A 22,440-nucleotide genomic window follows, 5' to 3' on the forward strand; every position below is an offset into this window, starting at 1 on the left:
GTGAACAGGTGTCAAGATGGCGGGATGGCACAGGTCCGGCCGTACCGCGGCGTCGACGCCACTGAGCGTCTCGCGCAGCGTCGACGGCGCCTGCTCGAAGCGGGCCTCGACGTGCTGGGGTCCGGTGCCGAGTTGACCGTGCGTGCCGTCTGCCGACAGGCAGGACTGACCGTCCGGTACTTCTACGAGAGCTTTCCCGACAAGGACGACCTCGTCGCCGCGGTGTTCGACTGGGTGATCGCCGACATCGCCGCGACCACGCAGGCCGCCGTCGCAGCGGCGCCCGCCGAGGAGCAGAGCCGCGCGGGCATGGCGAACGTCGTGCGCGCCATCGCCGCCGACGCCCGGGTGGGCCGCTTGCTGTTCAGCGTTGAGCTGTCCAACGCGGTGATCGTGCGCAAACGCGCCGAGTCGACCGCCTTGTTCGCGGCCTTGCTGTTCCAGCACGCGGGCGCGCTGGGAGCCCAGCACAACGATGCGGTGAAGGCCGCCGCCCACTTCGCCGTCGGCGGCGTCGGACAGACCATCAGCGCATGGCTGGCGGGCGACGTGCGGCTGACGCCGGAAGAACTGGTGGACCAGTTGGCGACGACGCTCGACGCACTCGCCGAGCCGACGCGGTACCGCGAGACCTAAGCCGAAACGCGAGGTCGGCGGTCGGCGGCCGTCTTCGGAACGGTCGTAGTATCGCTTTCGGTGAATTCCTTGGTCCAGCAGGCGAACTCGAGCGTGATGCCGTTAGGGTCGTGGAAGTAGAACGAACGCACGTACACCCCGGGGTGGACCGTCGGCGAGACCTGCGCCGCACTCTCGTCGTGGTTGAGGACGGGGCCGACGCGCACACCTTTGTCCTTCAGGCGTTGCCGGTACTCGTCGAACTTCTCGGCAGGTACATGAAAAGACAAGTGGTTCATCGAACTCACGGCGCTGACGATGTCGCCGATTCCCGGGATCGCTTCCGGCGACGAGATGCCGGGGACCCGGTCCGGGGCGTCGGCGAACCAGAAGAACGCGACGCAATCGCCGTTTCCCGCGTCGAAGAAGAAGTGCTGGCCAATGCCGCCGGGCAGGTCGAGCGACTTGATCAGCGGCATGCCGAGCACATTGCTGTAGAAGTCGACGGTCTTGGCCATGTCCGAGCAGACCAGGGCCACATGGTTGATTCCGCCGAGCTGGAATTCGGGATTGGGATTGTTCGGCTTGATCATCTCTGGTTGCTCCTCTGGTCAAGCTCGAAATTCGAATCTAACATCGGGTTCAGTTGCGATCAATGGTCGAGGAGAGGCCGTGACCGTTAGCCCGCGTGTACCGCCGCCGACCGACGGGGCAGAAGGACGCACGACACCATGACCAAGGCACCGGTGGACACCGCAACACCGGGTGTTACAAGAGAATTCGTCGGACTGTCGTCGGCCACCGCACGACGCGCGGGCGCTGGTGGGCACCCGTGCCAGGGTCTGTACCACCGCGGTGTCGGCCGCAAGCCCAAGGTCGCGATGATCGCCACGCATTACCAGATCGACTTCTCCGAGCACTATCTCGCCGACTACATGGCTACCCGCGGCATCGGCTTTCTCGGCTGGAACACCCGCTACCGCGGATTCGAGAGCAGCTTCCTGCTCGACCACGCGCTGGTCGACATCGGCGTGGGAGTGCGCTGGTTGCGCGAGGTCCAGGGTGTCAACACGGTTGTGTTGCTTGGCAATTCGGGTGGTGGGTCACTCATGGCCGCGTATCAGGCGCAGTCCGTCGACCCTCACGTCACGCCACTGGAGGGTATGCGCCCGGCGGCCGGTCTGGCAGATCTGCCCCCTGCCGACGGGTACGTCGCCAGCGCCGCGCATCCCGGCAGACCTGATGTGCTCACCGCGTGGATGGACGCGTCGGTGGTCGACGAGAACGACGCGGTGGCAACCGATCCCGAGCTCGACCTGTTCAGCGACGACAACGGCCCGCCGTACACCGCCGCGTTCGTCAAGCGTTACCGCGAGGCGCAGATCGCGCGTAATCATGCGATTACGGACTGGGCGGAGACCGAATTGAAGCGCTTACACGCGGCGGGGTTCTCGGACCGCCCGTTCACGGTGCTGCGCACCTGGGCCGATCCGCGCATGGTCGACCCCGCCCTGGAGCCGACCAAGAGACCGGCCAACATGTGCTACGCCGGCGTTCCCGCCAAGGCCAACCGGTCGGCGCACGGCATCGCCGCGGCGTGCACGCTGCGCAACTGGATCGGCATGTGGAGCCTTCGGCACGCGCAGACGCGCGCCGAACCCCACCTCGCGCGAATCAAATGCCCGGCGCTGGTGATCAACGCCGAACAGGACACCGGCGTGTACCCCTCCGACGCCAAACGCATCTACGACGCATTGGCGAGTACCGACAAAACCCACTTCTCGATCGATACCGACCACTACTTCACCACCCCCGGGGCCCGCAGCGAGAAGGCCGACACCATCGCCAGATGGATCACGAAGCGTTGGCGCTGAACCGGTTTCAGTGAGAGGCGGCGAGTGCGTCGAGCACCGATTTGGCGGCGGTTACGCGGGCTGCGATCGGAAAATTCCTGTTGGCGAGCATGACGATGCCGATCCTTTCCTGGGGCACGAACGCGGCGTACGCGCCGAACCCGTCGGTCGACCCGGTCTTGTTGAACAGCCCTGGCGCCTGCGCAGCCGTGACCGGTGTGGCCGGATGCGGCTTCATCGCCATGTCGGCCGAGTTGCCTTGCAGCAGCGAGTCGAGCGCGACGGGATAGCCGTACTGCTCCCAGCCAAGGCCTTGCACCATGGGGCCGACCTGGTACCGGCCGACGTGCGTTGCTCGCACAGCACTGTTCAGCGGCGGGTCGACCTGGCCGGGCCGCAGATTGACATCGATGAAGCGAATCATGTCCGCAGCGGTCGACTTGACGCCGTACGCCTGGGCGTCGAAGACCCCGGGGTTGACGCGGACCGGGTTGTCGGCCTTGTCGTATCCCCACGCATAGGAACCCATGGCGGCTTCCGGAACGTCGATATACGTGTGGCGCAGGCCCAGCCGGGGCAGGAGGTCGTCCTCGACCAGGTCGACGAACGGCCGTCCCGCGGCCAGCGCGGTGACGTGCCCGAGCAACCCGATGCTCGGGTTGCTGTACTCGCGGAGGTGCCCCGGCGGCGCGGCGGGTCGCCACTGTTGGAAGTACGCGGTCATGTCGGCGTCCGTGCGGACGGTCTCGGGAAACTGCAGCGGCAGGCCGCCTGCAGTGTAGGCGGCGAGGTCCAGTAGGCGGGCCGCGTCGAGCGAGGTTCCGCGCAGCGCCGGCATGTACCGCCCGGGTTGCTCGGTCAGCGAGATCGTCCCGGTGGTCTCCGCTGACGCGGCCAGGGTCGCGGTGAATGTCTTGCTGAGCGAGCCGATCTCGAACAAAGTGTCCTGGCTGACGGGAGTTCCCGATTCCTTCGACGCGATGCCGAAGTTGAAGAAGGCCGGGGTGCCGTCCTCGATCACCGCCACCGCGATGCCGGGCACGTCGTAGGTCTGCAACAGCGGCGCGAATGCCTCGTGCACCGCGGTGGACACCGGGTCGGGCACCGAGGCCGCCCTGGGCAGCGGCGTGCAGACGAGAGCGATCGCCAGCGTCAGTAGGACGGCCTTCGCATTGCACATCGTCGCTTTCATGCGGCTGCGAGCTTACAGGTCGACTAGGGTCCGAGTGGGTGAGCGCACTGAGGGTTCTCGCGCACTTCCTGCCCGGCGACAAGGTGATCGATTTCCTTGCGCCGGTAACCGACTGGTTGGACATCCGCTACTGCGGTGAGGACGACGACGAGACGTTTCACCGCGAACTGCCCGAGGTCGACGTGATCTGGCACGTTTTGCGGCCGCTCTCCGGTGCCGACCTCGAACGGGCCGGCAACTGCAAGCTCGTGCACAAGCTGGGCGCCGGGGTCAACACCATCGACGTCGATGCCGCGACCCGACTGGGCATCGCTGTTGCGAACATGCCCGGCGCGAATGCGCCGTCCGTGGCCGAAGGCACCCTGCTGCTGATGCTGGCCGCGCTGCGCCGGCTGGTCGAACTCGATCAGGCCACGCGCGCGGGGAAAGGCTGGCCGTCGGACCCCACGTTGGGCGAAACCGTGCGCGATATCGGCGGCTGCACTGTGGGCCTGGTCGGGTACGGAAACATCGCCAAGCGGGTGGAGACCATCGTTTCGGCGATGGGCGCTGCGGTGCTGCACACCAGCACCCGAGATGACGGCCACCCCGGCTGGCGATCGCTGCCCGACCTGCTGTCCGCCAGCGACATCGTCTCTCTGCATCTGCCGTTGACCGATCAGACCGCCGGACTGTTGGGTCGCGAGGCGCTGGCTGCGATGAAGCCCGGCGCGGTGCTGCTCAACACCTCGCGCGGAGGTGTCATCGACGAGGAGGCACTCGTCGACGCGCTACGCACGGGCCGGTTGGCAGCCGCGGGGCTCGACGTGTTCGCCTCTGAACCGGTCGCCGCGGACAATCCCCTGCTCACACTGCCCAACGTCGTGCTCACCCCGCACGTCACCTGGTACACCGTCGACACGATGCGGCGCTATCTGGAACACGCCGTCGACAACTGCCGGCGGATGCGCGACGGGCAACCACTCGCCAATGTGGTCAACCGGCCCGAGTACCCTCGAACCCAACCGACCGGTTAATAGGGAAGGCAATGACGCATGCCCATCGCGATCAATCCTGAGCACAACGATCTCGCCGACTCGGTGCGGTCCTTGGTGGCACGGGTTGCCCCGTCAGAGGTCCTACACGAAGCTTTGGAGACACCGATCTCCAATCCGCCGTCGTACTGGAAGGCCGCGGCCGAACAGGGCTTGCAGGGTCTGCATCTCGCCGAATCCGTTGGCGGACAAGGCTTCGGCATCCTCGAGCTGGCAATCGTCGTCGCGGAGTTCGGCTACGGCGCTGTGCCGGGCCCGTTCGTCCCGTCGGCTATCGCGAGCGCGCTGATCGCGGCGCACGATCCCGAGGCCAAGCTGCTGAGCGACCTCGCCTCCGGCGACGTGATCGCCGCATATGCCATCGACTCCGGACTGACCGCGACCCGGCACGGCGACGGATGGGTCATCCGCGGCGAGGTGCGCGCGGTCCCGGCCGCCGCGCAGGCGTCGGTGCTGGTGCTGCCCGTCGCTGGGCTCGACACGGGCACCAGCGGATACGAGTGGGTGGTCCTCGACGCCGACCAGTTGGAGATCGAACCCGTCAAGAGTGTCGACCCGTTGCGTCCGCTGGCTCATGTGCGCGTCAACGCCGTCGAGGTCGGCGACGATCGGGTGCTGAGCAACCTGAGCAGGACGCTCGCCCGCGCGCTGATCTCGACGCTGCTGTCGGCCGAGTCGATCGGCGTCGCCCGGTGGGCGACCGACACCGCGACCGCGTACGCCAAGATCCGCGAGCAGTTCGGCCGTCCGATCGGCCAGTTCCAGGCCATCAAGCACAAGTGCGCCAGCATGATCGCCGACACCGAACGCGCGGTCGCCGCGGTCTGGGATGCGGCCCGCGCGATCGATGAGGCCCAGAACGGTTCGCAGGACAGCGCTTTCGAGTTCGCTGCGGCCGTTGCGGCCACGCTGGCCCCGGCGGCCGCGCAGCACTGCGCGCAGGACTGCATCCAGGTGCACGGCGGCATCGGCTTCACGTGGGAGCACGACACCAACGTCTACTACCGGCGCGCGCTGGTACTTGCCGCGTCCTTCGGCCGCCACGCCGACTACCCGCAGCAAGTGGTTGACGTGGCCACCAGCACGGGCATGCGCTCACTGAACATCGACCTGGACCCGGATACTGAGAAGCTGCGCGACGAGATCCGCGGAGAAGTGGCCCGGCTCAAGGACATTCCCCGCGAAGAGCGCAACGCCGCGATCGCCGAGGGCGGTTGGGTACAGCCGCACCTGCCCGAGCCGTGGGGCCGGGCGGCGGGCCCCGTCGAGCAGATCATCATCGCGCAGGAGTTCAACAGCGGCCGGGTGCGCCGACCCGCGATGGGTATCGCGGCGTGGATCATCCCGTCGATCGTCGCTTTCGGCACTGACGAGCAGAAAGAGCGTTTCCTGCCTCCGACATTCCTGGGCGAGATGATTTGGTGCCAGCTGTTCTCCGAGCCGGGCGCCGGTTCGGATCTGGCCAGCCTCACTACCAAAGCCACCAAGGTCGAGGGCGGCTGGCGCATCACCGGCCAGAAGATCTGGACGACCGGCGCGCAGGTCTCCCAGTGGGGTGCCCTGCTGGCACGGACCGACCCCAGCGCCCCGAAGCACAACGGCATCACGTACTTCCTGCTGGACATGGCCAGTGAGGGCGTTGAGGTCAAGCCGCTGCGCGAGCTCACCGGCAACGCGATGTTCAACACCGTGTTCATCGACGACGTGTTCGTGCCCGACAACCTGGTTCTCGGCGAGGTGGACCGTGGGTGGGAGGTCAGCCGCAACACGCTGACCGCCGAGCGGGTGTCGATCGGCAGCAGCGAGCCGCCGTTCCTGCCGAGCCTGGACGGCTTCGTCGAATTCGTCCGCGAGGGGCAGTTCGACCAGATCGGCCAGAACCACGCGGGCCATCTGATCGCCGAAGGCTACGCCGCCAAGGTGCTCAACATGCGCTCGACGCTGCTGACGCTGGCGGGCGGGGACCCGATGCCCGCGGCCGCGATCTCCAAGCTGCTGTCGATGAAGACCGGACAGGGCTACGCCGAGTTCGCGGTGTCGTCGTTCGGCACCGACGGCGCGGTCGGCGATGCCGAGTCGCCACAGGGCAGATGGGCGGACTACCTGCTGGCCAGCCGTGCCACCACGATCTACGGCGGCACGTCGGAGGTGCAGCTCAACATCATCGCCGAGCGGCTGCTCGGCCTGCCGCGCGATCCGTAAACGGGCTTGTCAGCGGGCGTACCATGAAATAGCTGGTTGGTTCCGGCTGTTGGGTGGTGGTGATGAGCATTTCAAGAGTCACGAGATTTCTGGGCGCGGCCGTAGCAGCCGCCGGTTTCCTGATGGGGCCCGCGGTCCTGTTCGGTGGCGCGACCACCGCACAAAGCGAGGCGCGGCCCTGCTACAACGGCATCATCCCGGGTAACCCGTGGGTGCAGAGCTGCTCGCTGCCGGACCGCGGGCACAAGATTCGTGGCTCGGCTCCCGACGCCAACGCAATCATCGCGTGCCGCGACATTCCCGGCTGCCTGTCGGCGTACGTCAACGGCCCCTGGTAGGCGTGACGCACGACGCTGAGAAGCGTTTCGACCAGCCCGGCGCGTTTCGCACGGCGGCCACCTACGTCGGTGTGGTGGTCGCGATCGCGGCTCTCGCGTTCGCCGTCTATGTGGTCCTCGCAAGAGAATCCGTCGTCAGCGCGTCGACGGTGCCTGCGATTCTGTTCGTCGGTGGGGTGGGTGCGTTCGTCAAGACCTACCGGGAATGGAAGGCGCAGGGCGCTTGGGTCGCTTGGCAGGGCGCAGGCTGGTTCCTGCTCGTCTCGATGCTGTTCTGCCTGTCGATTCCCGGCGCGGCGATGATGGCGACCTAGCGCCGCCGACCTAAGCCTTCTCGTCGTCTCCGCCGACGGAGATCTCGCGCAGTTCGCGCTTGAGGATCTTGCCCGTCGGATTGCGCGGCAATTCGTCGAGGAACACCACCTCACGCGGCACCTTGTACCGGGCCAGGTTGTCGCGGACGTAATGCTTGATCGCGTCTTCGTCGATGCTGGCGCCGTCGGTCTTCACGACGAACGCGCGCAGCCGATGCCCCCACTCTTTGTCCTCCACCCCCAGCGCCGTGGCCTCGACCACCTCGGGGTGGCCGCTGATCAGGTCCTCGACCTCGGCGGGGAAGACGTTCTCGCCGCCGGAGACGATCATCTCGTCGTCGCGGCCGCTGACGTACAGCAGACCGTGCTCGTCGAAGTAACCGACATCGCCCGACGACATCAGCCCGTCAATGATCTGCTTGTGCCCGCCGCCCGTGTAACCCTCGAACGGGAAGAAGTTCCCGACGAAGATCCTGCCGACTTCGCCCTGCGGTAACTCGTTGCCGTTGTCGTCGAGGATCTTGACCTTCACGCCCTTGACCAACGGCCCGACGGTCGCCGGATTAATCGACAAATCCTTCGGGCGCGCGATCGTGGCGTACGCGATTTCGGTTGAGCCGTACAGGTTGTAGATGACGGGTCCGAGGTCCTTCATGGCCCTGGTGGCCAGCTCCGCCCCCAGCTGTGAGCCGGAGACGAACACGATCCGCAGCGACGACAGGTCCGGCTTGCGCTCCATCTTCTCGAGCGCGTCGAGCATGCGCGACAGCATCACCGGGACGACGACAACTGCTGTAGCCCTGTGTTTTTCGATATCTTCGAGCACCGTCGCCGGCTTGAAGCGGCGGCGCAACACCAGGGTGCTGCCCAGCAGCATGGCGATGGTGGCGTGCAGGTACCCCAACGCGTGGAACATCGGCGCGGGCAGCGACGTGATCTCCTGGGCCTTGAACGGCACGTGCGACAGCACCCCGCCGACCGGGGCCAGCGTCGGTGGCGTGCTTCGGTTGGCGCCCTTGGGGGTTCCGGTGGTGCCGCTGGTCAAGATGATGATCGACGAGTGCCTGGTGACCTTCGGCGCCGGCTTGCCGCTGTGGCGGGCGACGAGATCTTCCAGCGTCTCGTCCGTGCTCCCCGACGGCTCGTCCTTGTCGGGGTTGATGCCCAGCGCGCGCAGCTTGCCCAGTTCGGGTTCGGCCTTCGACACCGCCTCGCAGTACTCGTCGTCGTAGATGATCACCTTCGCATCCTCGCGCTCGGAGACCTCTTTGATCTGCGGGCCAGAGAACTCGCTGTTGAGCAGGATGATGCGGGCTCCGGTACGGGCGACGCCATAGACGGACACCAGGAACCAGCGGTGGTTGCGGGCCAGGATCGCCACCCCGTCGCCGCCCTTGATGCCCATCGCCAGCAGGCCGTTGGCCACCGAGTGTGCGGCGTCGTCCAGCTCCTTGAACGTCATCTCGCCGAAGTCATCGATGACCGCAGCACGATCCGGCGTGCGCCGGGCGTTGAGCGCCGGGATCATCCCGAACTCGCCCCAGCGGCGGATGTCGGCCAGCATCGCGGCGACGTTCTGCGGCGGTTCGAGCTTGAACGCGCCCGCTTCGAACATCTTGCGCGCATAGTGCAGCTCGGCGGCGCCCCGCTCCACGTACTTCCCGACGGACTGCTGGACTTTGGCGACTGCCTGCAAGGGAAATTCGGTCAGCTTGGGCATGCGCCCACAATATGTGACAAGGATCGCACCGGGCTCAGAACCTACGATGGCGCTATGGCTGGTCCGCTCACGTTGGAGGTCGACGGTCAGCCGGTCACGGTCACCCACCCGGACAAGATCGTCTTCCCCGACGCCGGCCTGACCAAGCTGGATCTGATCCACTACTACCTCTCTGTCGCCGACGGTGCGCTGCGCGGGGTCGCGGGCCGGCCGATGATTCTCAAACGCTTCGTGAAGGGCATCACCGAAGAGGCCGTCTTTCAGAAGCGCGCACCCGAGAAACGACCCGGCTACGTGAATGTCGCCGAGTTGAAATACGCGTCGGGGACCTCGGCGAAGGAGGCGGTCATAGATGACGCCGCGGGGCTGGCGTGGGCGATCAACACAGGTTGTGTCGACCTCAACCCGCACCCGGTGCGCGCAGGCGACCTCGCCCATCCCGACGAGCTGCGGGTGGACCTGGATCCGATGCCGGGGGTGGATTGGCGCCAGATCGTCGACGTCGCGATGGTGGCCCGGGAGGTACTCGAGGACCACGGCCTGACGGCTTGGCCCAAGACGTCAGGCTCGCGCGGCTTCCATATATATGCGCGCATCCAGCCGCGGTGGCCGTTCAAGTTCGTCCGGCTGGCCGCCCAGGCGGTGGCGCGTGAGGTGGAACGGCGCGCCCCCGAGTCCGCCACCGCGCGGTGGTGGAAGGAAGAACGTCAAGGCGTGTTCGTCGACTTCAACCAGAACGCGTTCGACCGCACCGTCGCCTCGGCGTACTCGGTGCGCGCGACGCCCGACGCGCGGGTGTCGACGCCGCTGCGGTGGGACGAGGTCCCCGGCTGCAGACCGGAGGCGTTCACCGTGGCGACGGTCCCCGCCCGGTTCGAGCGAGACGGTGATCCGTGGGAACCGATGGACGACTACGCCGGCACGCTTGACGGGTTGCTGGACCTGGCCGATCGGCTGGGCCCGGCCGAGAAGGCGCCCAGGGGCGCCAAAAAGGGGACCGGTCGCCGCGTTTCCTCGAAGCCGCTGATCGAGATCGCCCGCACCAAGACCAAGGACGAGGCGCTGGCCGCGCTCGACGAGTGGCGCGCACGTTACCCGTCGGTAGCCGAAAAGCTGGAGCCCGCAGATGTTCTCGTCGACGGTATGCGGGGGCCCAGCTCGATCTGGTACCGCATAAGGATCAATCTGCAGCATGTTCCCGAGAACGAGCGCCCATCGCAGGAACCGCTGCTGGCCGACTACAGCCCTTGGGAGAACTATTCCGGGCCACAGGGGATGCGGGGTAGCTGAGCGGTTTGCTGTCGCCGCCGAAATCAGGTTCTTACCAAAGGCTTAGCACCTGCACCCGGTTGCCTTACTTTGGCTCAATAACGTAGGCCTCACGTAACCGAGAGGAGGCGCTATGTACGGAAACCCGGCGTTCGACTGCGACGGCGCCCAGATTCGCGCCCGCTGCCGCCAACTGGCGACGGTGGTGACCATCTCGGGAGACATCGGCGCGAACATCGACCGCGTGACCCAGTTCGCGCGGCGCTTCGTTTTACCTGAGAAGCCGATTGTTCTCGACCTCAGTGGCGTCGGTTCCTTTGCCGCTCACTGTGTTTCGCTCTTCTACGCCATCGACGACGCCTGCGCCGCTGCAGGGGTGGAGTGGGAGCTCGTGACGAGCCCGTCCGTCAGCCGCGCTCTGAGCGCGTTCGGCGACGCGGGCGTGTTCCCCATTGCCGATTCCGTGCCCGATGCGCTCGAGCACTTCGCCGACGTCCTCGGTGAGCGCCGGCGCTTACTCCCGATACTCGGAAAGACTGCGTGAGATTGTCATGTTGATCGATGTTCGCTGGTTGACCTACCTACTGACCCGTCACCGCGCCGCCGCAAAGCCCGTATAACTGCGGATCAGCGGTAGCGACGCCGCGGTTGCAAAGCCCGGCGGTGCGGCACAGACCGCCGGGACCGCGTTGAGCACCTGCATAGCGGTGGCCACATTGGCCGATCGGACGTGCTCCTCCATGCTCGCCGCGCGGCTGAAGCTCGCGAGCGAGAAGAAATGGGTGCGCATCGACGGATCGCCCTCGATGGTCAACGTCCAACCGTGCTGCGGGGACGGCCAGTGCGCCGGGTACTCACCGCCGACGGTCCACAGGGTCTCGATCTCGACCAGCGGTTCGGCGCGGCGGCGTCCCGTCCAGTTCCAGCGTTGACCCGCAGTCGTCCCGGCAGGCAGCAGACGGTCGAAGATCTGGTGATCCTCCCGTGCGGCGACTGCGTCCACCGTCGCGGTCACCTCGTCGATGTCGGCATTGAGCACGTCGGCGAGCAACCAAACCTGCTGGGTGAACAGTGAGCTGTTGAACGCGAGGAACTCGTTGGCGGTCGGGCTGATGTCCTCGACCGGCTGACCGAACGCCATGTTGTCGAACGTGATCGCCGTGCTGTCGTACACCGACCAGTCGGCGCGCTCTTGGAGCGTGATCTTCTCGATCGTCCGGCTCATCCCCGACAGCACCAGCGGCAGCGCCGCCGACAGATTGCCCGGGTTCAGACCGCCGCCGTGCACCGTGGAGCGGCCCTGCTCGCACGCCGCGAGGACGCGGTCTCTGTCCTCCGCGTCGATGCGTTGCGGGTGAAACAGGAACGCGGTCGTCGCTACGTTCTTGCCACTCGCCAGGAGAGCGCAGACATCGGCGATGTCGGTATTGCGTGGCGTGTAGAGGACACAGTCGGCGTCGAGCGCCAACACCTGCTCGACGTTCACCGTCGCGGTGACGCCCACCGGCGCACGGCCCACCAACGCGCCGGCGTCCACCCCGTCCTTCGTATCGGAATAGACGCGCACACCGACGAGGTCGAGGTCGTCGCGGTGGTCGAGAATCGCGGTCAGCATTTCGGAGCCCACCGCCCCGGTCCCCCACTGGATGACGCGAAGCCTGTTCATGAACGGAGCGTACTGACGCCGACCGAACGACACGGCGCGAAACTCGGCCGCATGGCCCCTAGGGTCGAGGCATGAACCGTCTCGACCGCTTCTTCGAGATATCGGCACGCGGGTCCTCGGTCGCCGCCGAGTTGCGCGGCGGGCTCGTCACGTTCATCGCGATGGCCTACATCATCGTGCTGAATCCGATCATCTTGTCGGGCGTCGATGACGTGGAGGGCAACCGGCTGGACTTCGCGCAGGTCTCGGCGACGACCTCGCTGGCCGCGGGCGTCATGACGATCCTGTTCGGCCTCATCGCGCGCCTGCCGTTCGCATTCGCCGCCGGACTGGGCATCAACTCGTTTCTCGCCTCGACCGTCGTCGGCTCGCTGACGTGGTCCGAAGCGATGGGCCTGGTGGTGATCAACGGGCTGATCATCGTGCTGCTGTCGACGACAGGGTTGCGGCGGCTGATCTTCGACGCGGTGCCACTGCAGTTGAAGCTCGCGATCACGGCGGGCATCGGGCTCTTCATCCTGTTCATCGGGCTTGTCGACGCAGGCTTCATCGGCTCGACCGGGCTGCCGTCCCCGCCCGTCGGACTGGGCACCGGCGGCAGCGGCTCCATCAGCACCGTGCCGACCGTCGTCTTCGTATTCACGCTCCTGCTCACCGGCGTTCTCGTCGCGCGGCGGGTACGCGCCGGGATCCTCATCGGTCTGATCGTCGGCACCCTGGTCGCCGTCACCATCGAGGCGATCTGGCACCTCGGCTCGGCGACCGAGAAGCCGGGCGGCTGGAGCCTGTCGGTGCCCGAACTTCAGGGTTCACCGTTCGCGCTGCCCGACCTGTCCCTCATCGGTGACTTCAGCGCGGGCAGCTTCAGTCGCATCGGCGCGCTCGCGGCGACCATCCTCTTGTTCACGCTGGTGTTCACGAACTTCTTCGACGCCATGGGCACATTCACCGGCCTGGCGCGGGAGGCGGGGCTCGCCGACGAGCAGGGCACCTTCCCGCGGCTGCGCTCCGCGCTCGTCGTGGAGGGCGCGGGCGCGGTGGTCGGCGGCGCGTCATCGGCGTCGTCGAATACGGTCTTCATCGAATCGGGCGCGGGCATCGAGGAAGGTGCGCGCACCGGCCTGGCGAACATGGTGACCGGGACTTTGTTCCTCGCCGCGATGTTCATCCACCCGCTGGCGTCGATCGTGCCGACCGAGGTCGCCGCAGCGGCGCTCGTCATCGTCGGCGCGATGATGGTGTCGCATCTGCGCCACATCGACATCGCCGAGTTCTCCGTGGCGCTGCCGGTGGTTCTCACCGTGGCGACCATGCCGTTCTCGTACTCGATCGCCAACGGCATCGGGGTGGGCTTCATCGCGTGGGTGGTGGTGCGGTCGGCGGCAGGCAAGGCGCGCGAAGTCAGCCCGCTGCTGTGGATCGTCTCGGCCGGATTCGTGCTGTATTTCGCGCGCGATTGGATCGAGTCGCTGATCGGCTCGTGACGTCCTTCTAGGGTTCGGATATGCGCAACCGCTCCGCCGGACTCGACGTCGCCCACCGTCACGCCGAGAAGTTCTTGAGCGGACTCGACGATCGTCGGGTCGCGGCGCTGGCCGACGCGGCCGAGGTCCGCAACCTGCTCGGCGGGCCGCTGCCCGGGCACGGAGAAGATCCGGCTGCGGTGATCGCGGCTCTCGCCGAAGGCGCCGAACCCGGTTTGGTGGCCAGCGCGGGACCACGGCATTTCGGTTTCGTGACAGGCGGTGCCCTGCCCGCGGCGCTGGCCGCCGACTGGCTGGTGTCCGCATGGGATCAGTGCGCCGCATTCCACGCCCTCTCGCCCACGGGCGCGGCCATCGAGGAGATCACCTCCGAATGGATCCTCGACCTACTGGGTCTGCCCGCCACGGCCAGCGTCGGATTCGTCACCGGCGGACAGGGTGCCAATACGACCTGCCTGGCGGCGGCGCGTAATTCGGTTCTGGCGCAGTCTGATTGGAATGTCGAGCGCGATGGCCTGTGCGGCGCGCCGCCCATCCGGATCCTATGCGGCGAGCAGGCCCACGCCACCATTCACACCGCCTTGCGGCTGCTCGGCCTCGGCTCGGGAACCGCTGTGCGTGTCGCGGCCGACGGTCAGGGCCGGATGGACCCCGCCGCACTGGCCGACTCGATGGTCGGCGGCGACGGACCGACGATCGTGTGTGCGCAGGCGGGCAACGTCGCCACCGGAGCGTTCGATGCATTCGGCCCGATCGCCGACATCTGCGCAGAGCACGACGCATGGCTGCACGTCGACGGCGCCTTCGGCCTCTGGGCTGCGGCGGCACCGGGCCTGCGCGCACTGACCGACGGTGTCGGGCGGGCCGACTCGTGGGCCGTCGACGCGCACAAGTGGCTCAACGTGCCCTACGACGGCGCGATGGCGATCGTCGCCGACCCCGCCGCGCACGTAGCCGCAATGAGCCTCGCAGGCCCGTACCTGGTCGTCGACCCCGGGCAGCGGGACAACACGAACTACGTTCCCGAGAGTTCGCGGCGGGCCAGGGCGGTGCCGATCTACGCAGCGCTGAGGTCGCTGGGTCGAGCGGGTGTGGCCGAACTCGTGGAGCGCAACTGTGCGCAGGCGCGGCGAATGGCGCACCATCTCAGCAGCATTCACGGCGCACAGGTGCTCAACGATGTCGTCTTGAACCAGGTCCTTCTGCGTCTTCCGGGTGGGGACGAGGTCAATCGCGCTGCGGTGGAGGCCATTCAGCGCGACGGCACCTGTTGGCTGGGTGGCACCACATGGGATGGTCGATACGTGCTGCGGATCTCGATCGCGAACTGGGCCACCACCGATGAGGACGTGGACCGCTCGGCGGGCGCAATCGCCGAGGTGGTGTCGAAATGAGCGCTAAGGAGCAGCGCGAGGGCGTCGAACTGACCAACCTCGACCAGCCGCTGAGTCCCGAAGCCGACGCGACCAAGCGCGATTTGGTCGATTACCTCGACGCCGTCGCCGACCAGATCCTGCCGGTGTTACGGAACCGGCCGCTGACGGTGCTGCGTGTGCTGCGTGGGCAGGCGCCGTTCATGCAGAAGAATGCGCCGAAGTACACGCCCGACTGGGTGAGAACCGTCGCGATCTGGGCCGAGGCGTCCAAGCGCGAGGTGCACTATCCGCTGTGCGACGACCGGCCCACCCTTCTCTGGCTGGCGAATCAGCGGGCGGTCGAATACCACCCGAGCCTCGGCCTGGCCGACGACATCTATCGGCCCACCCATTTGATTCTCGACCTCGACCCGCCCGAGGGCGGGGACTTCCGCGCGGTCGTCGCGGTCGCCATGCTGGTGCGGCAGGCGCTCGCAGACAGCGGACTGGCCGGCGCGGTGAAGACCAGCGGCGCCAAAGGTGTCCACGTGTTCGTGCCGATCGATGCCGCCGTCCCCGTGGAGGACGTCGCCGCGGCTACCCGGGCACTGGCCGCGCGAGCCGAGGCGCTCGACCCTGCCTTGGCGACAACGGCTTTCATCGTCGGGGACCGCGGAGGGAAGGTGTTCGTGGATTCCACGCGCGCCGGCGGCGCGACGATCGTGGCGGCCTACAGTCCTCGCCTGCGTCCCGGCACACCGGTGTCGTTCCCACTGGACTGGTCCGATTTGGACCGGGTCACTCCCGCCGATTTCACCGTGCACACGGCGATCGACGCACTGGCAGGGCGTGACCCGTGGGCCGCGACTATGCCTGCGCCGCAACGCCTGCCGGCCGATCTTATCGAGCACGGGCGCACGATCCCCGTCGCCAGGGTGGCCGCGATGCACGAGGGTAAGCGCCGCGCCCGCGCGCGGCGCAAGAGCGACGGCTGACCCACGTTGTCCGCGCCGTTACGTTCGCCGCGCGGCTAAGCGGGCCAGAACGTAGAGCACGGCGCCGACGGCCAGCAGAATGCCTGCGAACAGCCAGACCGTGCCGCTCTGCTGACTGAGCAGCAGCACACAGGACGCCACGCCCAACACGGGAACTGCTGTCCAGACGCGGAAGTGCGCATGCTCGACGGTGTCGCGGCGCAGGACAAGCACCGAGACGTTGGTGGACAGGAACACGAAAAGCAAGAGCAGGACCACTGTTTCGGCCAGCGTCGACAGATCGCCGACGGCGGTGAGCGCCATTGCCACCGCGGTGGTGGCAATGATGGCGACCCACGGCGTGCGCCGGTTCGGCAGGACCCGACCCAGAACGGCGGGCAGCAGGCCCTGCTCGGCCATGCCGAAGGTCAGCCTGCTCGACATGATCATGGTGAGCAGCGCGCCGTTGGCGACCGCGATGAGTGCGATCGCGCTGAACACCCAGTCCGGGACCCCCACCCCGGACGCTTGGACGACCGAGAGCAGCGGTCCGGACGACTCCGCGAGGTCCTCCGGCCGCAACGCGATCGAACTGGCCAGCCCGACCAGGACGTAGACCGCCCCCGCGGTCGCCAACGCGCCGAACAGGGCGCGCGGATACACCCGACTCGGGTTGCGAATCTCCTCGACGACATTCGCCGACGTCTCGAAGCCGACGAAGGAGTAGTACGCGAGGATGGCGCCGCCCAGGATCGCGAGAGCGGGGCTGGTGTCGGGCGGGAACTGGCCGACCCGAGACAGGTCGCCGTCTCCGCCGCCGACCATGAGGGCGACGACCACGACGACGATGATCAGGCCGGTGAGTTCGATCGCCGTCATCACGACGTTGCTGTTGAGTGACTCCTTGATGCCGCGGGCGTTCAGGCAGGCGATCAACGCCAGGAACACGATCGCCGCAAGCGCGACCGGCACGTCGATGAACGTCGCGAGGTAATCGCCGGAGAACGCCAGCGCCAGGCCCGCGGCACTGGTGACGCCCGCGGCCAGCATGCTGAAGCCGACGAGAAACGACACCAGCGGCTGTCGGAACGCGCGTTCGGCGAACACCGCCGCCCCACCGGCTCGGGGATACTTCGTCACCAGCTCGGCGTACGAACCGGCGGTCAGCAGCGCCAGCAGCAGTGCTATCAGCAGCGGCGCCCACAGTGCCCCGCCGACCTCCCCGGACAGCTCCCCCATCAGCGCATAGATGCCCGCACCCAGCACGTCGCCGAGGATGAACAGGTACAGCAGCGGGCCGGTGATGTCGCGCTTGAGCTTCGTTGCAACCTCGCCGTCGGGTTGCGTCTCGACTTGCTTCTCGACCGCCACGAGCACCTCCGGCTTCCTGTTGCGGTGGCAAAAAGATAGCCGTAGCGCGGGCGCGGGAAACCTCCGACCGGTGATTGACCACAGAAGTACCCGGGTAGCCAGCAGAACACACTGCCCCTGCGCGAGGTCGAGATGATTGGTGACGCTGTTCGATTGCTGGGCCGTGCCACGGTGCGCGCAAGCAGAGCGATCCCGCTGATCGGCGATGCGCTGGGAGCGTCGCCGTCAATCGAGCTCGACGGTCGCGTGCTGTTCATCACCGGAGCCGCTCGCGGTCTTGGCGCCGAGATCGCGCGGCAGGCGCACGCCCGTGGTGCACGGGTCGCGTTGGTGGGGCGGCGGCTAGCGCCGCTTCGGGAGCTGGCCAACGAGCTGGGCACCGGAACCGCCGCGTTCCAGGCCGACGTGACCGACGTTGACGCACTGCGTCGCGCCGCCGATGAAGCCGTGGCCACGTTCGGCGGTATCGACGTGGTTGTCGCCAACGCCGGTATCGCGCCGCCGTCGGAAACGGTCGCCACGATCGATCCGGACGACTTCGAGCGCACCGTCGAGGTGGACCTTCTCGGGCAGTGGCGGACCGTGCGGGCCGCGTTGCCGAGTGTGATCGAGCGGCGTGGACACGTCATGCTCGTCGGCTCGATCTACGCCTTCTTCAACGGCGTGCTCGCCGCCTCCTATGCGGTCAGCAAGGCCGGGGTCGAGCAACTGGCCAGGACGCTGCGGGTCGAACTGGCACCGCACGGCGTGACGGCCGGCATCGCATACCTGGGATTCATCGACACCGACCTCGCCGACGCGGTCTTCGCCGACGACCACGCCGCCGCGATACGCCAAGCGGTGCCGGGTGTTTTCACCAAGCCGATGACCGTCGAAGACGCTGCGGCGGCGGTGCTGGCCGGTGTCCAACGGCGCGCGGCGCGGGTCACCGCCCCGGCATGGGTCGGCCCGCTGCTCGCGATGCGCAGCATCACCACGGCGGTGATGGACGACGTTCTTCTGCACAACCGCTCAGTCGCGAAGGCGATCGACATGGCGGAAGCGGCTGTGCGGTCACGGTCGTAACGGGGAGGTCGGCGCATGCGTCAACTGAGCAGTCTGGACACTCAATTCCTGGCTATCGAAGATGGACGCCGCACCGGGCACGTCGGTGCTTTGGCGGTCTACGACCCAAGCACCGCGCCCGATGCCACGATGACCTGCGCGACGATGATGGCGCTGCTGCGCAAGCGGATGCACCTTCTGCCACCGCTTCGATGGCGACTGTCGGACGTGCCATTCGGACTCGACTACCCGTACTGGGTCACCGACGACAACTTCGACCTCACCTACCATGTGCGCGAGGCGGCCCTTCCTTCGCCGGGAAGCGACACCCAGCTGGCCGCCTTGGTTTCCCGTCTGCACAGCCATGCGATGGACCGGGCGCGTCCGCTGTGGGAGATGTATGTGATCAGCGGGTTGAAGAGCGGCCGCGTCGCGGTCTACACCAAGATCCACCACGCCGTCATCGACGGGGTGTCGGGAGCCGAGATCACCGGCCTCCTCCTCGACGTCAGTCCGCAGGGCCGCGACATCCCGCCACCGGAGTGGCCTCCGAAGGGAACCTCGTCGAGCGCGGTACAGCGTTGGGGCCGTGCACTTCTCGGTGTTCCGCGCTATCCGGCCCGCGTCCTGCGAGCGGTGCCGCGCGCACTGCCCAACCTCGATGAGACGGTCTTCTCGGCGCTGCCGGGAGTGAGCCGGGCGGGGCGGTTGGCGGGACGCCGGACGCGCACGCCGATGGCCGCCCCCAAGACGTCGTTCAACGGCCGGCTCACCCCGAATCGTCGGTTCGCGTTCGGGCGCCTCGATCTGGAGCGCGTCAAGGCCGTCAAGAACGCGCACGGCGTCACCGTCAACGACGTCGTCGTGTCTATCTGCGCGGGCGCCGTGCGCCGGTGGCTAATCGACCATGAGGAGTTGCCCGATCAGCCTCTGGTGGCACAGATTCCGGTGTCGGTGCGCACGGACGAGCATGCGGGGACCTTTGGTAACCGGGTACAGATGCTCGCGGCGCCGCTTTACACCAACATCGCCGATCCCGCCGCGCGCCTGCGCGCGACCGCGACGAGCATGCGGGAGATAAAGGACCGCCACCGTGCGCTGCCCGCCGACCTGCTGATCGACGTCAACCACTTCATCCCGCCCGCCCTGTTCAGTCGCGCGGCCAGGGCGACGTTCGCGCTCGCGACGTCACGGGTGGGTCGGCCGACGTGGAATGTGGTGGTGTCCAACGTTCCCGGTCCGCAGATACCGCTGTACTGCGGCGGGTCGCGACTGGTCGCGCACTATCCGGTTTCGGTGATCACCGACGGCCTGGGACTGAACATCACCGTGATGAGTTACGACGGCCACCTCGACGTCGGAATCGTCGCCGACCGTGAACAGATGCCCGATGTGATGACGCTCCTCGACGGTCTCGAGATGGCGCTCGCCTACCTCGAGGACACGGCGCGCAGGGTCAGGCGCCGCGTTTGAGACGTCAGTGGCTCGCCGACGGCCGCGGTAGGGCGCGGATCGCCATGCGGATCGTCAGGTAGATCAACGTCGTGGTGACGACGAAGATGGGCCAACCCATCGCAATGCGCGCGACCGCGAGCAGACCCGCCTGGTTCGTGTCGTACAGGTAGTACTGCACGAGGAACCGAGACCACGACACGACCGCCATCACCGCGGTCACCGCGTCGAATGCCCTACGCACACGCGGGGTTCGGCGCCAGGTGTCGTCGCGGCCCGTGACCCATGCCCACAGCACGCCGATGATCGGGCGACGGACGAGCACCGACGTAGTGAACACGACGGCGAGGGCCAGGTACATCCAGATGCCGGGGAGATAGAAGTCCTTGGCCTGGCCGGTGACGAACGCGAACGCCGCGCACACGACCACGCCGATAAAGCCCAGCACCGCTGGGCGCACGGACTCCCGCCGCGCCAACTGCCAGATCAGCACGACCGAACCGGCGCCGACCGCGGCGATGATCGCCGGGGTGAGGTCCGACAGCGCCGACACGACACCGAAGACCGCGACCGGAAGCGCGGACGAGACCAGGCCGCGGACCCCACCCGCGCGAACCAGCAGCGCATCGAACGGCGTCTCGGTCACCCGACCGAGGATACGAGGTGCGGGACGGGCAGGATCGGTGCCACCCGCAGGCGAGGAGCGAAAAGCAAGATGTCCCGACGGCGTCACATCGTGCGGCTGGCGCTGTTCGCCGCGGTTCTGCTCACGATGTTCTATCTCGTCGCCATCGCCCGGGTCATTAACGTCGACGGCGTGCGCGGCACGGTGGCAGCGACCGGCCCTGCCGCACCACTGGCCTACGTCGCGATGTCGGCGACCCTCGGCGCGGTGTTCGTGCCGGGCCCCATCCTCGCGGCGGGCAGTGGCCTGCTGTTCGGCCCGGTGCTCGGCATGGTCGTGACGCTGGGCTCGGCGGTGGGCACGGCCGTCATCGCCACCCTCATCGGCAGACGGGCCGGACGGCAGAGCGCGCGCGAATTACTCGGGCCCCAGCGGGCCGACCGCATCGACGCGCTGATCGAAAAGCGGGGCTTGTGGGCGGTGGTGGGTGCGCGTTTCGTGCCGGGGCTGTCCGACGCGCTGGCGTCCTACGCCCTCGGCGCCTTCGGGGTCCCGCTGTGGCAGATGGCCGTAGGATCGTTCATCGGATCCGCGCCGAGGGGTTTCGTGTACACGGCGCTGGGCTCATCGCTGGACGACCTGTCCTCGCCCCTGGCCTACGTGGCGATCGCCGTGTGGTGTGTGACCGCGATCATCGGCGCTTTCGCCGCCCGACGGCTGATCAACATGCGGCGAGCATCCCGCGACGGCGGCGATTGAGGCGCTCCGGGGGCGGGCGGTGAGCTAGCTCAGAACGCGTACCGGACCCGGCAGGTCGGCAGTTTGTCGCCGATCAGGTCGGTCAGCTGCTCAACCCAGCGGCCCTTCCACGGGCTCTTGTAGCGCACGTTCCACTGGCCGCTTTGGCTGCGTTTGAGCTGCTGGAGGTCCGGTCGCCACAGCAGGTCCTCCCCCTTGGGATGCCAGCCGAGGTTGACGTCGTGCAGGCCTTCGTTGTGGGTCAGGAAGATGATCTCCGCGGCGAGCTGCTGCCGGGTGCGTTCATTGGTGCCGTCGGCGATCTGCTCGAGCAGCTCTGCCCAATCGGCCAGCCAGTCCTCGTGCACGATGACCGGACTGAAGTTGAGGTGTACCTCGTAGCCGGCCTCGACGAAATCGTCGAGTGCAGCGATCCGTTCGGCGATCTTGGAGGTGCGGACGTCGACGAGCCGCGAGGTGTCGGCGGGCATCAGGCTGAACCGAACCCTCGTGCCACCCCTCGGGTCGTAGGACAGCAGGTCGCGGTTGACTAACTTGGTCGCAAAGCTGGCCTTGGCGTTGGGAATTCGCGCGAAAAGGTCGACGAGGTCGCGCACATTGGCCGAGACCATCGCGTCAACCGAGCAGTCGCTGTTCTCGCCGATGTCGTACACCCAGTCGATCGGATCGCACTGGTTGGGCTCCGGCTTGACACCTTGGCGCGCCGCATGCCGCTCGAGATAGCCCGTGATCTTGTCGATGTTGGCGAACACCGTGATCGGGTTGGCGTAGCCCTTGCGGCGCGGGACGTAGCAGTAGGAGCACGCCATCGCGCACCCGTTCGCCGTCGACGGCGCTATCCAGTCGCTGGAACGCTCGTTGCGGCGCGCCGACAGGCTTTTCTTCTCGCCGAGCACCAGCGTCTCGCGTTTGATGCGGACCCAGTCCTCGACGTTGCCCTCGTTGCCGTAGAGGCCGGGGATGGCCTGGTGGGAGAGCACTTCGATGCGCTCTGCGTCAGGGAATCGCTCCAGCACCTCGACAGCGCGAGGGAACCGCGTGATGTCGGGCTCATGGTAGATGCGCTTGATGTCGAGCAGTCTGTCGGCGAGCGTGGCCGGGGTGCGGTGGGCGGAGGCGTCGTCTTCGACCGTCAACGTCATATCCGGTTCAACGATGAGAGGTTCCTGATAA

General features: G+C 67.2%; 21 protein-coding genes. 14 read left to right on the forward strand and 7 right to left on the reverse strand.

What is annotated here, in order from left to right; genetic code table 11:
• Window positions 1-24 precede the first annotated feature (24 nt).
• A complete protein-coding gene (locus N4S67_RS10145; protein WP_260992814.1) occupies window positions 25-636 on the forward strand; it encodes a TetR/AcrR family transcriptional regulator in 612 nt (203 codons plus the stop codon).
• Here N4S67_RS10145 and N4S67_RS10150 read toward each other — a convergent pair.
• A complete protein-coding gene (locus tag N4S67_RS10150) occupies window positions 633-1,208 on the reverse strand; it encodes a VOC family protein (RefSeq protein WP_260992815.1) in 576 nt (191 codons plus the stop codon). The two genes, N4S67_RS10145 and N4S67_RS10150, sit on opposite strands and share 4 nt — an antisense overlap.
• A gap of 138 nt (window positions 1,209-1,346) precedes the next feature.
• Here N4S67_RS10150 and N4S67_RS10155 point away from each other — a divergent pair, with 138 nt between their 5' ends.
• Window positions 1,347-2,489 carry an alpha/beta hydrolase gene (locus N4S67_RS10155; RefSeq protein ID WP_260992816.1) on the forward strand — a complete coding sequence of 381 codons (1,143 nt, stop codon included), beginning with the start codon at window positions 1,347-1,349 and terminating at the stop codon, window positions 2,487-2,489.
• A 7-nt stretch (window positions 2,490-2,496) separates the two neighbouring features.
• On the opposite strand, the gene ampC is transcribed toward N4S67_RS10155, so the two are convergent.
• The gene (gene ampC / locus N4S67_RS10160) at window positions 2,497-3,648 is read right to left on the reverse strand and encodes a class C beta-lactamase (RefSeq protein WP_390893329.1); all 1,152 of its coding nucleotides are present in this window, start codon (window positions 3,646-3,648) and stop codon (window positions 2,497-2,499) included.
• Between the two features lie 59 nt (window positions 3,649-3,707).
• On the opposite strand from ampC, the gene N4S67_RS10165 reads away from it, so the two are divergent.
• From N4S67_RS10165 to N4S67_RS10180, 4 genes are all read left to right on the forward strand, one after another.
• Window positions 3,708-4,676 carry a 2-hydroxyacid dehydrogenase gene (locus tag N4S67_RS10165; RefSeq protein WP_260993072.1) on the forward strand — a complete coding sequence of 323 codons (969 nt, stop codon included), beginning with the start codon at window positions 3,708-3,710 and terminating at the stop codon, window positions 4,674-4,676.
• A gap of 18 nt (window positions 4,677-4,694) precedes the next feature.
• On the forward strand, window positions 4,695-6,896 hold the full coding sequence (locus tag N4S67_RS10170; protein ID WP_260992818.1) for an acyl-CoA dehydrogenase: 2,202 nt from the start codon (window positions 4,695-4,697) through the stop codon (window positions 6,894-6,896).
• A gap of 62 nt (window positions 6,897-6,958) precedes the next feature.
• Window positions 6,959-7,234, forward strand: coding sequence for a hypothetical protein (locus N4S67_RS10175; RefSeq protein WP_260992819.1), 276 nt, complete (start codon window positions 6,959-6,961; stop codon window positions 7,232-7,234).
• A 2-nt stretch (window positions 7,235-7,236) separates the two neighbouring features.
• Window positions 7,237-7,548, forward strand: a complete 312-nt coding sequence (locus tag N4S67_RS10180) for a hypothetical protein (protein WP_260992820.1) — start codon at window positions 7,237-7,239, stop codon at window positions 7,546-7,548.
• A gap of 10 nt (window positions 7,549-7,558) precedes the next feature.
• On the opposite strand, the gene fadD2 is transcribed toward N4S67_RS10180, so the two are convergent.
• Complete coding sequence (gene fadD2, locus N4S67_RS10185) at window positions 7,559-9,268, reverse strand: long-chain-fatty-acid--CoA ligase FadD2 (protein ID WP_260992821.1); 1,710 nt, start codon at window positions 9,266-9,268, stop codon at window positions 7,559-7,561.
• 54 nt (window positions 9,269-9,322) lie between these two features.
• Here fadD2 and N4S67_RS10190 point away from each other — a divergent pair, with 54 nt between their 5' ends.
• Together N4S67_RS10190 and N4S67_RS10195 are read left to right on the forward strand one after the other, a co-directional pair.
• On the forward strand, window positions 9,323-10,558 hold the full coding sequence (locus tag N4S67_RS10190) for a DNA polymerase domain-containing protein (protein ID WP_260992822.1): 1,236 nt from the start codon (window positions 9,323-9,325) through the stop codon (window positions 10,556-10,558).
• A gap of 112 nt (window positions 10,559-10,670) precedes the next feature.
• The gene (locus N4S67_RS10195; protein WP_260992823.1) at window positions 10,671-11,081 is read left to right on the forward strand and encodes an STAS domain-containing protein; all 411 of its coding nucleotides are present in this window, start codon (window positions 10,671-10,673) and stop codon (window positions 11,079-11,081) included.
• 48 nt (window positions 11,082-11,129) lie between these two features.
• Here N4S67_RS10195 and N4S67_RS10200 read toward each other — a convergent pair whose 3' ends face one another.
• Entirely contained in the window at window positions 11,130-12,203 is a 1,074-nt protein-coding gene (locus N4S67_RS10200) for an NAD(P)H-dependent amine dehydrogenase family protein (RefSeq protein WP_260992824.1), read from the reverse strand.
• Between the two features lie 71 nt (window positions 12,204-12,274).
• On the opposite strand from N4S67_RS10200, the gene N4S67_RS10205 reads away from it, so the two are divergent.
• The 3 genes from N4S67_RS10205 to N4S67_RS10215 are packed head-to-tail and all read left to right on the forward strand — an operon-like array spanning window position 12,275 to window position 16,037.
• Window positions 12,275-13,687, forward strand: a complete 1,413-nt coding sequence (locus N4S67_RS10205) for an NCS2 family permease (RefSeq protein ID WP_260992825.1) — start codon at window positions 12,275-12,277, stop codon at window positions 13,685-13,687.
• A 20-nt stretch (window positions 13,688-13,707) separates the two neighbouring features.
• Window positions 13,708-15,081: a pyridoxal phosphate-dependent decarboxylase family protein gene (locus N4S67_RS10210; RefSeq protein WP_260992826.1), complete on the forward strand. Its 1,374-nt coding sequence runs from the start codon at window positions 13,708-13,710 to the stop codon at window positions 15,079-15,081.
• Entirely contained in the window at window positions 15,078-16,037 is a 960-nt protein-coding gene (locus N4S67_RS10215; protein ID WP_260992827.1) for a DNA polymerase domain-containing protein, read from the forward strand. Before N4S67_RS10210 ends, N4S67_RS10215 begins: the two co-directional genes overlap by 4 nt.
• Before the next feature lie 18 nt (window positions 16,038-16,055).
• Here N4S67_RS10215 and N4S67_RS10220 read toward each other — a convergent pair whose 3' ends face one another.
• Window positions 16,056-17,387: an APC family permease gene (locus N4S67_RS10220; protein ID WP_260992828.1), complete on the reverse strand. Its 1,332-nt coding sequence runs from the start codon at window positions 17,385-17,387 to the stop codon at window positions 16,056-16,058.
• A gap of 171 nt (window positions 17,388-17,558) precedes the next feature.
• On the opposite strand from N4S67_RS10220, the gene N4S67_RS10225 reads away from it, so the two are divergent.
• Together N4S67_RS10225 and N4S67_RS10230 are read left to right on the forward strand one after the other, a co-directional pair.
• A complete protein-coding gene (locus N4S67_RS10225; RefSeq protein WP_260992829.1) occupies window positions 17,559-18,452 on the forward strand; it encodes a short-chain dehydrogenase/reductase in 894 nt (297 codons plus the stop codon).
• A 15-nt stretch (window positions 18,453-18,467) separates the two neighbouring features.
• The gene (locus N4S67_RS10230) at window positions 18,468-19,904 is read left to right on the forward strand and encodes a WS/DGAT/MGAT family O-acyltransferase (protein ID WP_260992830.1); all 1,437 of its coding nucleotides are present in this window, start codon (window positions 18,468-18,470) and stop codon (window positions 19,902-19,904) included.
• A 4-nt stretch (window positions 19,905-19,908) separates the two neighbouring features.
• On the opposite strand, the gene N4S67_RS10235 is transcribed toward N4S67_RS10230, so the two are convergent.
• Window positions 19,909-20,529 (reverse strand): DUF3159 domain-containing protein, encoded by a 621-nt coding sequence (locus N4S67_RS10235; protein WP_260992831.1) that lies wholly within the window; start codon window positions 20,527-20,529, stop codon window positions 19,909-19,911.
• 69 nt (window positions 20,530-20,598) lie between these two features.
• Here N4S67_RS10235 and N4S67_RS10240 point away from each other — a divergent pair, with 69 nt between their 5' ends.
• Window positions 20,599-21,267, forward strand: coding sequence for a TVP38/TMEM64 family protein (locus tag N4S67_RS10240; RefSeq protein ID WP_260992832.1), 669 nt, complete (start codon window positions 20,599-20,601; stop codon window positions 21,265-21,267).
• A 29-nt stretch (window positions 21,268-21,296) separates the two neighbouring features.
• Here the strand turns inward: N4S67_RS10240 and N4S67_RS10245 are convergent, their stop codons facing one another.
• The gene (locus tag N4S67_RS10245; protein WP_260992833.1) at window positions 21,297-22,409 is read right to left on the reverse strand and encodes a spore photoproduct lyase family protein; all 1,113 of its coding nucleotides are present in this window, start codon (window positions 22,407-22,409) and stop codon (window positions 21,297-21,299) included.
• Window positions 22,410-22,440: the final 31 nt, after the last annotated feature.

Origin of the sequence: Mycobacterium deserti (assembly GCF_025345615.1) — a bacterium.
GTDB classification, from domain to species: Bacteria; Actinomycetota; Actinomycetes; order Mycobacteriales; family Mycobacteriaceae; genus Mycobacterium; species Mycobacterium deserti.

Excerpts from the sequence above, each read along its gene's own strand:
- N4S67_RS10145 (WP_260992814.1), top strand. The coding sequence starts at position 25 with ATGGCACAGGTCCGGCCGTACCGCGGCGTCGACGCCACTGAGCGTCTC.
- N4S67_RS10150 (WP_260992815.1), bottom strand. The coding sequence starts at position 1,208 with ATGATCAAGCCGAACAATCCCAATCCCGAATTCCAGCTCGGCGGAATC.
- N4S67_RS10155 (WP_260992816.1), top strand. The coding sequence starts at position 1,347 with ATGACCAAGGCACCGGTGGACACCGCAACACCGGGTGTTACAAGAGAA.
- ampC (WP_390893329.1), bottom strand. The coding sequence starts at position 3,648 with ATGTGCAATGCGAAGGCCGTCCTACTGACGCTGGCGATCGCTCTCGTC.
- N4S67_RS10170 (WP_260992818.1), top strand. The coding sequence starts at position 4,695 with ATGCCCATCGCGATCAATCCTGAGCACAACGATCTCGCCGACTCGGTG.
- N4S67_RS10175 (WP_260992819.1), top strand. The coding sequence starts at position 6,959 with ATGAGCATTTCAAGAGTCACGAGATTTCTGGGCGCGGCCGTAGCAGCC.
- fadD2 (WP_260992821.1), bottom strand. The coding sequence starts at position 9,268 with ATGCCCAAGCTGACCGAATTTCCCTTGCAGGCAGTCGCCAAAGTCCAG.
- N4S67_RS10190 (WP_260992822.1), top strand. The coding sequence starts at position 9,323 with ATGGCTGGTCCGCTCACGTTGGAGGTCGACGGTCAGCCGGTCACGGTC.
- N4S67_RS10195 (WP_260992823.1), top strand. The coding sequence starts at position 10,671 with ATGTACGGAAACCCGGCGTTCGACTGCGACGGCGCCCAGATTCGCGCC.
- N4S67_RS10200 (WP_260992824.1), bottom strand. The coding sequence starts at position 12,203 with ATGAACAGGCTTCGCGTCATCCAGTGGGGGACCGGGGCGGTGGGCTCC.
- N4S67_RS10205 (WP_260992825.1), top strand. The coding sequence starts at position 12,275 with ATGAACCGTCTCGACCGCTTCTTCGAGATATCGGCACGCGGGTCCTCG.
- N4S67_RS10210 (WP_260992826.1), top strand. The coding sequence starts at position 13,708 with ATGCGCAACCGCTCCGCCGGACTCGACGTCGCCCACCGTCACGCCGAG.
- N4S67_RS10215 (WP_260992827.1), top strand. The coding sequence starts at position 15,078 with ATGAGCGCTAAGGAGCAGCGCGAGGGCGTCGAACTGACCAACCTCGAC.
- N4S67_RS10230 (WP_260992830.1), top strand. The coding sequence starts at position 18,468 with ATGCGTCAACTGAGCAGTCTGGACACTCAATTCCTGGCTATCGAAGAT.
- N4S67_RS10240 (WP_260992832.1), top strand. The coding sequence starts at position 20,599 with ATGTCCCGACGGCGTCACATCGTGCGGCTGGCGCTGTTCGCCGCGGTT.
- N4S67_RS10245 (WP_260992833.1), bottom strand. The coding sequence starts at position 22,409 with ATGACGTTGACGGTCGAAGACGACGCCTCCGCCCACCGCACCCCGGCC.